Origin of the sequence: Treponema saccharophilum DSM 2985 (assembly GCF_000255555.1) — a bacterium.
GTDB lineage: Bacteria > Spirochaetota > Spirochaetia > Treponematales > Treponemataceae > Treponema_D > Treponema_D saccharophilum.
In genome coordinates, this window is sequence record NZ_AGRW01000051.1 from 27,286 (window position 1) to 39,834 (window position 12,549).

A 12,549-nucleotide genomic window follows, 5' to 3' on the forward strand; every position below is an offset into this window, starting at 1 on the left:
CATTTTTTTGCCCTGTTCGCGGAATAGCGGATGCTGAAAAACGCGTTCGGCATGACAAAATTTTTAAATAGAGCGGAAATAACCTAAGACGCAACAAAACTTTTCACCTCTTCGCGTGGTAGTCTATAAAAAGATAAAAATACTCGTCTTACATGCAAGAGGTTTTGTATGAAAAAAATGCTTCAAAAAGTTTTTGGTGCGGTTTTTGCCATCTCGGCAGTTGCTGCGTTATCAGCCCAAAACCGTAAAATCGACGTGTGGGATTTTGGCGGCGTTCCAGAAAGCGGAGCGGTGAACCACATCTCACAGACCGACATTGACAACACGGCTCTCCTCGGCACTGGAGGAAAGTACGACAGCGCGGGAGACATTTCCTACGGCGACCTTACGCTGACCGTCGTGGCAAACGACCGAGCCTACTACGGAACGGAGTCGAATCCGGGAAAAAAGAATTACGGAACGCAGGGCTACGCCTCGTACACATTTGATGACGGCTACACCTCAAACGGAATTTACTACTGCAACGGTAGCGGCGGAGACAACAGGCGATGCCTTACGCTCAAAAACGTCCGCGCAGGCGATATCGTAACGTTCTACGCACGGCTCTCTGCCGCCGCAGACACAACGATTCACTTTTCAACAGTCGGAGAGGACGGCAAAGTTACAACCGTTCAGGACGAAACTGCCCCAATCAAAGCTGAATCGCAAATCTATTCGTACATTGCACTGACATCCGGCACTTACAGAATCTGGACGGACAAAAAAGCCGGAAAACCTGTTTTTTACAGAGTCGTAAGAAAACCAGCTGTCGAAGTGACCGGCTCGCTTTCAAATCTCAACGGAAAAGGCTCGCTCAAATTCGTTGTAAAAGGCACGAATCAGGAACTGAATGCGCAAGTCGCAGGAAACAGCTACAAAGCAAGCCTTCCTGCCGGAAAAACATTCACGGCAGTTCTTTCAGGCGTTCCTGGCTACGGAATCAATCCTGACACAAGAATCCTTGACCTCTCAAAAGTTGCCCCGGGAATCTCTCACACGGCAAACCTCGTCGTAGCGGAAGCAATTCTCTACAAGGCAAGCGGAAAACTCGCAGGAATCGATTCAAAATACGACACTTCAAAATTAAAGCTCGTTATGAATCCACCAAAAGGCAGCGTTTACCAGCCGGTTGAAGCAAAACTTTCGGGCGGAAACGGAACTTTTGACTACGAAGCAAAACTTGAACCGATGGTGCGCTACACGGCAAGCCTTGAAGGAGCAAATGACTACGAAATCACGAAGGGTGGCTCTTTTGAGCTTTCAAAGGATTTTTCTGAAAACATCGAAGTTTCCATCAAAAAAACTTACACTGTAAACGGAAAATTCTTTGGAGAAACAAAGCCACTTCCAAAATCACTTTCATTCAAAAATCTTGATGACGGCTACGTTTACAGCGGAAAAATCAGCAAGGATTCATATTCGGTAAATCTCCGCGACGGTCAGTACGAAGTTCTTGCGGAGACGGAAAACACAAAAACCGTAAATCACGTTGTAATTTCTGGAAGCGCACTTTCAAAAGACATCAAAATGTCGTTCAAGATTGCACCGGAAACAAAAATCAAGCTCAAAAAAGACCTGAAAGTCGGTCCAAAAGCAAAATACAAAACGGTGAACGCGGCTCTCAGAGCGGCAAAGGCAATGAACCCGCAGTCCGAGAAAGACCGAATCACGATTCACATTGCACCGGGAACTTACCGCGAGCAGGTTATCGTAAACGTTCCTTACGTGACCTTAAAAAACGACACGCCTTCAAAAGAAGTTAAGCTCACCTGGTACTACGGAATCGGCTACATGTACTACTCGGCCGACGAAAAAGGCTGGTACGACGAAGATTTGGCTTACGACAAATTCGCAAAGCATCCTGTGGCAAAATGGGGCGGCGCAACTTACGTTCAGCCAAGCGCAACGGCATTCCGCGCCGAAGGAATCACGTTTGAAACCTCGTTCAACAAATACATTACGGACGAAGAACTTGATGACGGCGTAAAATCCGACGGAAGCGTTCCTGAGCGAAAAATCAACTCGGACGTCCGCTCAAAACCACTTACGGAGCGGGCTGCGGCAATCTTAATTGAGGCATGCAGAACTGAATTCGTAAACTGCAAATTCTTGGGAAGCCAGGACACACTTTACACGGGATACAATTCGGAAGCGCAAAAATCAGAGGACAATCCGTACAAAAACGAAGTTCTCCGAAGCTACTTCAGGAACTGTTTTATTGAAGGAAACACGGATTTTATTTTTGGCGACGGTGATGTTGTTTTTGAAGACTGCGAAATCAGTTTTGCGGGCTACACCACGGAAGGCGCGGCAGGCGGATATTTGACTGCTGCGCGCACAACAAGCAAAAAAGGATATCTTTTCTACAATTGTCTTTTGAGCGCAAACCAGAATTATTTCGTCGGACAAGGATATTTGGGTCGTCCGTGGGGAAAAGACGCACGCGTTGCGTTCGTAAACTCAACAATCGGAACAGCGAACATTTTTAGCGTTCAGGGCTGGACGCAAATGAGCGGAAACAAGCCGGAAAAAGCAAATTTCCGCGAATTCGGCACAATCGAAGACGGAGAAAAAGCGGACCTCGACTACCGCACGGAAGGCACAGTCCTTTCAAAAATCGACGGTTTTGAGCCAAAAGATTTCTTGGGCGACTGGTCACCTGCGTTCAGAGCATTGCCTAAAAAATCAGGAGAAGCCGCATTCGCCAAAAAGCCGAGCTTTACGACTGACGACGACATAAACACTCCGTACCCAGGCCACACAATCACGCTTCACTACTCGCTTGGAAAAGCTGACGACGAAGATATTTCTTCTATTAAGTGGTACAGAATCAGCGGAAGCGAAGAAACTCTCATAAAAGAATCCAAGGGATTTGCGGACAAAACATATCTTTTGACGAAAGATGATTCAAATTCGTTCATCAAAGCGGTCGTAACGCCAAAACTCAGAAGCGGAAAAACAGGCGCTCCGGCAGAAGTAAAACTTGAAGCTCAAATAAAGGAAGGCTACGCAAGTCCGGCAAAAGCCGCCGCAGACAGACCACGCACGGCTGGCACCATAAACGTGTTCCTTGCAGGCGACTCAACAGTAACCGACTACAGCGCAAACGGAATCTGGATGGGCGGAAAAGTCCGCAGCGAAGGCTCATGGGGCGAATACATTCAGGCATTCTTCGGAAACTCTGTCGCAATACAGAACTACGCTCAGGGCGGACGCTCTTCACGAAACTTTATCAACGAAGGCTCCCTCCAAAAAATCCAGGAAAAAATCGGAAAAGGCGATTATCTTTTCATTCAGTTCGGGCACAACGACTGCCACAACGAAGCCGGCTACCTTGAAGACCGCTACGTTCCGCTGGGAAAAGCCGACTCAAACGGAATTTACCCCGTAACGGCCGGAAAGAAAATCAAGACTCCATCATCTTTGGTTTCAAAATACGGCGACGAATTCTACGGCTGGAAAGGCGGCACTTACAAATGGTACTTAAAACAGTACGTTGACGTTGCAAAAAAAGCCGGTGCGATTCCGGTTCTCGTAACTCCGGTGAGCCGACTTTACTTTAACGCAGACGGAACAATCCGTCCGCATCACGATTCTGGAGACAAATCCACAGAATCAATGGGCACGTTCCCGACCGAGAACAACGCGTATTGCGAAGCGGTAAAACAGCTTGCCGCCGAGGAAAAAGTTCTTTTAATCGACGGATTCGAGCTGACAAAAAAATTCTACGAGAACGCTTACAAATCGGCAGGAAGCGAAGAATATGCGCGAAAACTCATGTTCCCAGGCGACAGCACGCACAACAACAAGCTCGGAGGATTCATTCTTGCGGGTGAGTTCGCAAAAGAAATCAAGGCAAAGATTCCTTCGCTGGCAAAAAATCTCGTAAAACCGACAAAAGTCCTCGGAGAAAATGCCGACGGCGAAAATCAGTTTACGGTTGATTCAACAGGCAACTTTACTTGCAAGGAGGCGTACTGGACGGCATACGAACAAAAAGTAATGAATTCGCTCAAATAGCGAATAGGATTTTCTCGTCATCCCGAGCCCGTTCCGGCGAAATCCGCTCGGGATGATGCGAGAGACAATGCTGCCCGCCGAAAATACGTGGCAGCATTGATTTTTTCTGTATAGCCATTTATTATTTTGCGTATGGCAGGATTTATACGATTTTATCTTAATCGAACATTGAAAAATGGGGGGGGGGTACCTCCCCAACCGCGGATATGACCGCGTTATCCTGCCGTAAACCTTCCTTATATATACTTCTTTTTCTTGTATCATTATTTCTCTCGGTGCCGCTCGGGGCGCAGGATGTTCCAGAGTGGGTTGTTCATTACCGCCGCGTCTATCCCGATTCCCAGTATATTGCCCAGCGTGGAGGAGGAGAGTCCGCGGAGGATGCCCGGAACGACGCGCTTTCCGCGCTCGCCCGATACGTGAATCTGCGCGTCGAGTCCAGCGTAAAAACGGCGCGAAGCACGGAAATTCAGTCATTAAGTTCGGGAGATGCTTCCGTCGCCGTTTCTTATGAGAAGAGCGAGACTTCGCAGGAGACGACCGTGACAAGCGACATCGAGCTGCCCGGCGTCGAAATGACTGAGCCGTATTACTACGAGGCGGCCGGAAGCTGGTACTGCGTCGCATATCTGAACCGCGCCCGCGCCTATCTGCACCTCCAGCCGGAGATTGAGGACGCGCAGTCTGTTTTCATGTCTTTTATTGGGCGCGCAAAAAAAGAGAAGGACGCCGCGCTCCGCCGTTCGCTCTACAAAAAAGCGTGGGATGCCGGCGGAGATTTTCTTTCGAAGCTTGCCTTTGCGCGTCTGCTTTCCGATTCTGCCGACGAGGATTTTGCCGAAGGCCGGGAAACGCTTTTTGGGATTCCCGCCCTTATGAATGGGGAGGCGGAAAAACTCGCGGTTGCGATTTTCGTTGACGGCGACATCCGGAACATCATATCAGGTGCTGTCGGGGAAGCTTTCTCCGCGGCGGGGTTTCTCGTCACGTCGGACGGCGGAGAAAACTACGAGGCGCATGTTTCGGTGAGCGCGAATCCCGTCGGGGAGCGTCCTCTTGCTGTTTTTCCATCCGTCACCGTTGAGCTTCGTGCGGCTGACGGGAAACACGTCTTTTCGTATCAGGACAAAATCAGCCAGGAAACAATCTCGTACACGCTTGAGAAGGCGAAGCAAAAATCGTATCCGCTCCTTGCCGGAATCATCAAAGAGAATCTTTCCGCCGCGCTTTCTGAAAAGTTCGGCGGAAGCAAATAAACGTATTTTGGAGGAATCAAAATGAAAAAAACTGCGATTGCTGCGACCATTGCTGCCGCATCGTTTGCGCTTCTTGCAGGATGCGCGTCTGTCCCGGCGGGAACGGTTGCCGGTTCTACGTCAAGCGACACGAAGGCTGCCGCGGCTTCTGCCGTCGTCGCTCCCGCGAGCGAAGTTGACAAGTACGCTGTTGTCGACTGGTCAACGCGCGGTCTTGACGAGCCTGCCGCCCCGACATGGCTCAAGAACATGGTTCGCGGAAACAGCGACCTGTTCAAAAAAGAGACGGGAATGGACAATGGCCGCATCGTGAAATTCAGCTCCGCGCGCGGGCGCACAGAGGCTGAGGCGCAGGCATTCAGCCGCGCGGGATTCGCATACAGCCAGGCTGCCGAGCTGAATCAAAAAGTCATCGGCCGCGTTGGACAGGGGCTGAACGACGACGGTCAGCTTGAGGCGCTCTATCTTGCCGCAAGCGAGACGAAGGCTGACATGGCAGGGCTTCGCGAGGAGATGGGATTCTGGCAGAGAATCCGCACCGAGAATGTAAAAACGGGCGACTCGAACGAGTATTACATCTATTACACGATTTTCTCCATGGACAAGTCTACATGGGACAAAATAGTCGAGAACTACCTGCTTTCAATCATCCAGAACCCGAAAGTCGAGAGCGAGACGAAGCAGAAAGTCGGCGCGTTGTTCAGCGAGATGAAGGCTGACGCGGACAAGGTCGACGCGAAAAAAGCGGCAGACGAGGAGAAAGCGTACAAGGAGCAGATGGCGCGCCTTGAAGAAAGCCGTGCCCGCGCGAACGCGGATGCTGCGCAGGCAAAGGCTGCGGCCGCAGCTTCCAGCGCCGAGGCCGCGAAGGCTTCGCAGGCAGCGGCAGAGGCGGCTGTAGAAGGAAAGAGAATCGACGCGGAAGAGGCTGCCGCACGCCGCGCCGCTGAAGAAGCCCGCGAATTCTACATGTCGTACTTGCAGTAAGCGTTGTGAGGGTGCTGGAAATGAAGGTAAAAATCATGTGCTCGCTTTTCGGCCTCTGCGCGCTCACCGGAATTTTTGCGCAGGGCAGGAGCGGCTATTACATCGGCGACGGCGGAAAGGGGCAGAACATCCTGTTTTACAAAAGCGAGATGGAAGGCGCCAAAAACGACGAGCTCGTTACCTCCATGGTCAAGAAAAGCCTTATCAGCACCCTTACAAAGTATTCCCAGCTGAACGTAATCGACGGCGCCCAGCTGGAAATCGTGAAGAATTTGCAGCAGCAGTCCGAGGATTTTGAATACGACAAGTCCGACCCGGTCGAATTCGGAAAAATCAGCCAGGCGCGGACGTATATAACGGCGACGACGTCTGTCATCTCCGGAAAATACCGGCTCTCGTTCCTGATTACCGACATCGAGACCGGCGGCGTGACCGCAAGCTATGCTTCTCCATCGCTGTATGAGACGCAGGAAGAGTATTTGATGCGCTCCCCGCGCGAGGCTGGCGCAGAAATGCTCAGGCAGCTCGGCGTCGACCTGACTCCGTCCGCCCTGCGTACTCTTCTTCCCGACGACAACGGAAACAGCGACGCGAAAAAACTGCTTTCCGATACGCAGGAAAACCTTTCCGCGATAAAAGAGGAAATCGACAAACTGTATGAAGAGCAGAAAAAGTCGCTTACCGAGCAGTTCGCGGACCAGGCTTCCCGCACGAAAAAAGCCCGGCTTGAGCTTAAGGAGCAGCTTCTTCTTGAGCAGCAGAAACGCGAGGAGGCGAAGCTTGCCCGTTTGAGTTCCGACGCCGAGCGCCAGAAGCAGGAGGAGGCTGCCGACCGCGAACGGACGGAAGCTCTGCGCGCCGAGATAAAACGCTTCGGTGCCGACGTAGAGGCGAAGGTCGCCGCCGTTCACAAGAAACAGGCAGAGAACATGAGCGCCCTGCAGAAGATTATGGCGATTGAAAGCGAGAAGCAGCTTCTTGCCGACAACTGGAACGACATTGAGAGCGGCTCCCGCGATGCCCAGGCGAAACTTTCCGCGGAATGCCTTGCGGAGCAGGCGGAGCGGAAATCGCAGAAACCGCGCACTTTCGAGCTGAATCCTGACGGGACATTGAACGAGATGGCATCGCAGCTTCTGGAAAACGATTTGCAGCGGATACGCGAGAAATTCGACGGCCTGCAGAAAAACAACAAAGCCAACGAGAACAAACTCAAGGCTCTGCAGAACCCGCTCAAGAAGCGCATCGGCACCGACATCTCGAATCTCGTAAAAGGCTCGTACGCTGCCAACACGCTTGCGAACGAGGGGCTGTTCCTCCGCATGGGCGACTACGACGCGTCAAAGCTCGGCTGGCATTATACGCTCACGTTCACGATGAACGACCAGACGATTTTTTCGGAGGACGGTTTTTTCCCGTACAAGGACATTACGGGCGAGGAAATTCCGGCGATTCCGGACGCGCACGACAAAAAATACAAGACGAAGGTCGAGCTTTACCGCGCGTTCCTCGACAAGGTGGAAAGCATCGACAGTTTTTTCCGCATGAATGTTCCTTACGTGCAGGCAAAAATCGACTACAGCGCCGTTGACCTTTCGAGCATCGCTCCTTCCGTTTACGGCATCAGCGTGTCCGGCGTTCAGTTCATAAACATCCAGCGCGGCAAGGTTTTTAAGAAAGGCGCCCTCCAAAAAGAGAACATATTCGTCTGCACTCCCGCAATCACGAGCGAGCCGGTCGACGAGGTCGTAAAAGGCCGCCTTTCCCGCTCGAAAGCCGAAGCCCTCGGCGCGTGGCTCGAAAAACCGGCGGTCGGCGAAACCTTGAAAAGGCATGCGCTCGTTTCCGGCGTGTCGGTTCCCTCCGGCATCCGTCCGTCGCAATCCGGCGCGGAAAAATCCCTCGTGCTGGTTCCCGGCGGAAAAATCGGAAAAACGAGACTGGACGGATTCAGAATCAGCCCGACAGAAGTTACGCAGCAGCTTTTCGAGTCCGTGACCGGCTACAATCCGTCGCGCCATGTCGGCGCGCTCCTTCCCGTGGAGAACGTCGGCTGGGTCGACGCGGTCCTTTTCTGCAATCGCCTGAGCGAAAGCGTCGGGCTTGAGCCGTGCTACAGCGTGGACGGCACCACGGACACCGACGAATGGGGAAGCGGCTTCCCGCCTGACCGCGTTTCCTGCAATTTCTCCGCGACAGGCTACCGTCTTCCGACTGAGGCGGAATGGGAGTATGCCGCGCGCGACTCGGGTGATGAAACCGGGGACATCGCATGGACGGACGGGACGACGCACGAGGTCGCCTCGAAAAAATCGGCGGAAAGCGGGATTTTCGACATGCTCGGCAACGTCGCCGAATGGTGCAACGACGGAGACGGGAACGGCCGCGTCGTGAAGGGGGGAAGCTCCGCCGATAAGAACGCCTGCACGGTTCGGTCTAGGCGGCTGGTTGACGGATGGCCCGACGAGCGAATCGGATTCCGCTTCGTGTGCAGGCTCAGCGAAAAGGAGCTTGCGGCGGAGCGGAAGGAAGCCAAAAAGAAACTCTGCGATGCCGTTTCTGGAATGCAGGGGCTTGCCGACATTCCCGGCGGGACATTCCTGATGGGGAACGCGGCAGAAAATGCCGGCAGCGACGAAAAACCGGTTCATGAAGTGCGCGTCTCTGATTTCGCTATGTATGTCTCGGAGATTACGCAGAATCTGTACGAGCTTTTGATGGACGAGAATCCGTCGGCGACGAAAGGCGACATGTATCCCGTTGAGAACGTCAGCTGGATTGATGCCGTGAAATTCTGCAACAAGCTGAGCGAGGCGACTAACAGGAAATGCTGCTACACGATAAACGGTTCTTCCGATGTCGGAACGTGGGGCGACGTCGCTGACAGCAGCGCGGTTCTCTGCGACTGGAATGCAGACGGCTACCGTCTTCCGACAGAAGCGGAATGGGAATACGCCGCGCGTGGCGGAAAAAAACAGTTGTCGGGTCTTTACGCGGGAAGCGGCGGCATCGAAACAACCGTCTGGCACAGCGGGAACGCCGACACAATACAGCGCGTGGGGGGAAAGGCCAAGAACGCTTGCGGCCTCAACGACATGTGCGGAAACGTCGAGGAATGGTGCTGGGATTTTTACGCCGAGTCATACGATTCCGGCAAAGACGCCGCGAAAGCGCAGAAGAACCCGAAAGGAGCGGAGCGCGGAAGATACCGCGTGACCAGGGGCGGAAGCGTGTATCCGGAGCGGCGCGGGTGGGGATACTCGACACCGAGCGCAGCAAAATGCACCGTGTATTCCCGCACGGCGCGCGAGCCCGGCTTCCGGGGAAGGGGCGTGGGATTTCGCGTCGTCCGTGCTGAAAAATAACAGAAATGACGGGCACCAAACAGGTGCGATAAATCGACAATGCAATTTTGGAGGATTTCATGAAAAAAACATCAGTTGTGTGCGCGGCTGTCGCGCTTTGCGTCGCGTTTTCTTCATATGCCGCGAAGCAGAAGACAATCGGCGAGAAAGCATATATCGAAGTGACCGTGGACGGCGAGCGGCTTGAGCGGTGGGTGTCCCCCGTGGAGCTCTGCGAGTACGACAAGGGCGGGAACGTCGTCCACAAAAAGACCCCCGAAATGGAGGAGTGGTGGGAGTACGATGCGAACGGAAAAATCACCCGCTACAAAAACGACTACGGGGATGATAAAATCTATAAGTACGATTCGCGCGGCAACGAAATTTATTTCAAAGATACCGACGGAAGCGAGCTGTTCCACGAATATGACGGCAAAGGGAACCGCATCCGCACCAAGCATTCAGACGGAACCGTGGAGCTGTATACCTACGATTCGAAAGGAAACAAAATCCGCTACAAGAAAGATGGCGGACGCTGGTCGTACGAAAATGAGGAGAGTTTCTACGAATACAACAAGAACGGGAACGTCATCCGCGAAAAAGGCAACCGCTATGCCCATAACAGATTTGAATGTTGGAACGAGGAGTATGAAATCCTGTACGAGTATGACGGCAAGGGAAAATGCGTCCGCATAAAGGACGGCGACAAAGAGACGGCTATGGAATATGACAATTCCGGCCGTTTGTCCCACAAAAAGTCCGATTATGAAGAGTATTGGTGGGAATACGACGCGGCGGGGAATGTCACCGCGTACAAAAAGCACTGGACTGAGTTCAGGCCCCATGAGGATTGTTACGACGAAAATCTTGAGCAGACCGAAATCCGCAAATACGATGCCGGAAAACGCGTCGTCTTCTATAGTCTCGTCGTAAAAGGCCGCGACGGCCATCCGACAAGCTACGACAAAAACGAGAGCATCAGCTACGAATACGACGCGTCGGGAAAACTCGCTCACACAAAAACCGAAAGCGGCGAATTCTGGTTCGAATACACGCAGAACGGCGACATTACCGTGCGCACGCAGTACGTTTCGGACTGATTCGCTCCCGTTTGCCCCGTTCCGCATACTGAAATCGATGTACATCAGGTGTCGGCTTGAGCGTTGTCGAAGCCCGTTCATACAGGAACCGGTCATTTCGACAACGCTCTACGCAAAATACAAAGCTCTTGCAGAAAAACAGGACAAGGTCGTTTTCGGCGGCAGGCTCGGCATGTACCGCTACTTCGACATGGACGACACCATTGCCGCAGCGCTGGAGATGGCGGAAAAAATCCTCTAGAGTGCCGTGAACGGGTGGCGGTTCGCCGTTGCAATTGGATGAAAAATTATCTATACTTCTCAGACAGTTTTTATCGAGGATAATGCGAATATGGAAATGACAGAGGTTTTTGACAGCCTGAAGAAATTGCAGGGCGTTTTGGTCAGCAGGTACGAAATCGAGAAGCAGATTGAGTCCGCTCCGAAGCAGCTCGGCTCGCAGGAAGAGTTCCTTTGTACCCTTGAGAAGGAAATGAACGCAAAGGATGCTGAGTATCAGACTATCAAGGAAAATGTCGAGAAACTTAAGGTCGAGCTTGAGGATGCGGTGACTTCCCGAGAGAACGGCGAGAAAAATATGGACAACGTGACTACGCATCGCGAGTACGAGGCGCTCGACAAGCAGATTGCCGAGGCTTCAATCCGCGAGAAGGAAGTCCGCGCGAGCCTTCAGAAAGAGGAAAAGCGCCTTGAGGAGAGTCTCGCCTCGCTTGAGAACAGCAAGTCGCTTATCGACAGCCAGAAGGCGGAGCTTGATGAGGGGCGTTCCGTTCTCGACAAGCAGGTTGCCGAATTCAAGTCGCAGCTTGACGATTTGAAGAAGAGCGAGGATGAGATTTCATCCCGCCTCGACGAGAAATATCAGGAGACCGTGCACAAGTTCCACAGCATCATAAAAAGGAACAGCGAGGGAATCGTCGCGGTCAGGAACGGCGTCTGCATGGGATGTCATATGATTCTCCCTGCCCAGTTCGCCAATGAGGTGCGCGGCGGGGAAAAAATCCTTTTCTGCCCGTATTGCAGCAGGATTCTTTTCTACGAGGAGACCGGCGAGGAGGAGCAGGAGAACTTCCTTGACCTCGATGAGACCGGAAGCCTCGCTGATTTCCTCAGCGACGAGGAGGATGATTTCTCTGATGATTCCGAAGACGATTCATTCGCCGCGCAGGGCGAAGATGGGTACGATTCATCTTCCGACGACGGATTCAGCTCGTCTGGTGATGACGGAATCGTTGATGACGAGGACGACGAGGACGAGGGTGAGGATGAGCTTGATGACGACGGCGATTCCGAGTCCGACGCCGAGTAGGTTCCTCGCATAAAAATGGCGGCCTGCTCCGGAAAAATGTTTGTCGGGGGCGGTCTGCCTGAACTGCGATGCCCGGAAATGCCCCGGTTGGGCGTTTTTGGGCTAGTCTATTTGTTTGTAATCAGAAAAGACAGATGATCGCGCCTGGCCGGAATGATGAAATTCTTGCCGGGTGAGGAAAGTCCGGGCTCCGCCGGAAAAAATGCCGGGTAATAACCGGGCGCGCCTTTTGGCGTGACAGACAGCGCAACAGAAAACAAACTGCCCGCGCTTTTGTGCGGGTGATGGTGAAAAGGCGGGGTAAGAGCCCACCGGGAAACTGGCAACAGGTTCCGCATTGCAAGCCTCATTTGGAGCAAAGTCAAGTAGCAGCGATTTCCTTTTTCCGGAAGGGCGCTGCGGGTAGGCTGCTGAAGTTGTCTGGCGACAGGCAATTCGGATAGATGGTCATCCAATACAGAACCCGGCTTATTGTCTTTTCTGTTTTTTTTTGT

At 52.6% G+C, this 12,549-nt stretch carries 7 protein-coding genes and 1 other RNA gene; all 8 read left to right on the forward strand.

What is annotated here, in order from left to right:
• The first annotated feature begins 168 nt into the window (after window positions 1-168).
• Entirely contained in the window at window positions 169-4,059 is a 3,891-nt protein-coding gene (locus TRESADRAFT_RS09965; RefSeq protein ID WP_002705323.1) for a pectinesterase family protein, read from the forward strand.
• A 275-nt stretch (window positions 4,060-4,334) separates the two neighbouring features.
• Window positions 4,335-5,315, forward strand: coding sequence for an LPP20 family lipoprotein (locus tag TRESADRAFT_RS09970; protein WP_159100060.1), 981 nt, complete (start codon window positions 4,335-4,337; stop codon window positions 5,313-5,315).
• Window positions 5,316-5,336: 21 nt separating this feature from the next.
• On the forward strand, window positions 5,337-6,302 hold the full coding sequence (locus TRESADRAFT_RS16630; protein WP_002705331.1) for a hypothetical protein: 966 nt from the start codon (window positions 5,337-5,339) through the stop codon (window positions 6,300-6,302).
• Between the two features lie 20 nt (window positions 6,303-6,322).
• Window positions 6,323-9,667: an SUMF1/EgtB/PvdO family nonheme iron enzyme gene (locus tag TRESADRAFT_RS09980; RefSeq protein ID WP_002705333.1), complete on the forward strand. Its 3,345-nt coding sequence runs from the start codon at window positions 6,323-6,325 to the stop codon at window positions 9,665-9,667.
• Window positions 9,668-9,726: 59 nt separating this feature from the next.
• A complete protein-coding gene (locus tag TRESADRAFT_RS09985) occupies window positions 9,727-10,746 on the forward strand; it encodes an RHS repeat protein (protein ID WP_002705335.1) in 1,020 nt (339 codons plus the stop codon).
• Between the two features lie 37 nt (window positions 10,747-10,783).
• Window positions 10,784-10,987 (forward strand): UDP-galactopyranose mutase, encoded by a 204-nt coding sequence (locus TRESADRAFT_RS16715; protein WP_002705337.1) that lies wholly within the window; start codon window positions 10,784-10,786, stop codon window positions 10,985-10,987.
• A gap of 90 nt (window positions 10,988-11,077) precedes the next feature.
• Window positions 11,078-12,055, forward strand: coding sequence for a zinc ribbon domain-containing protein (locus TRESADRAFT_RS09995; protein ID WP_002705339.1), 978 nt, complete (start codon window positions 11,078-11,080; stop codon window positions 12,053-12,055).
• A gap of 122 nt (window positions 12,056-12,177) precedes the next feature.
• Window positions 12,178-12,542, forward strand: an RNA gene (rnpB, locus tag TRESADRAFT_RS15295) — RNase P RNA component class A.
• Window positions 12,543-12,549 lie beyond the last annotated feature (7 nt).

Bases quoted from the DNA above. Each gene is read 5' to 3' on its own strand.
- TRESADRAFT_RS09985 (WP_002705335.1), top strand. From the start codon at position 9,727: ATGAAAAAAACATCAGTTGTGTGCGCGGCTGTCGCGCTTTGCGTCGCG.
- TRESADRAFT_RS09995 (WP_002705339.1), top strand. From the start codon at position 11,078: ATGGAAATGACAGAGGTTTTTGACAGCCTGAAGAAATTGCAGGGCGTT.
- TRESADRAFT_RS16715 (WP_002705337.1), top strand. From the start codon at position 10,784: ATGTACATCAGGTGTCGGCTTGAGCGTTGTCGAAGCCCGTTCATACAG.
- TRESADRAFT_RS09980 (WP_002705333.1), top strand. From the start codon at position 6,323: ATGAAGGTAAAAATCATGTGCTCGCTTTTCGGCCTCTGCGCGCTCACC.
- TRESADRAFT_RS16630 (WP_002705331.1), top strand. From the start codon at position 5,337: ATGAAAAAAACTGCGATTGCTGCGACCATTGCTGCCGCATCGTTTGCG.
- TRESADRAFT_RS09965 (WP_002705323.1), top strand. From the start codon at position 169: ATGAAAAAAATGCTTCAAAAAGTTTTTGGTGCGGTTTTTGCCATCTCG.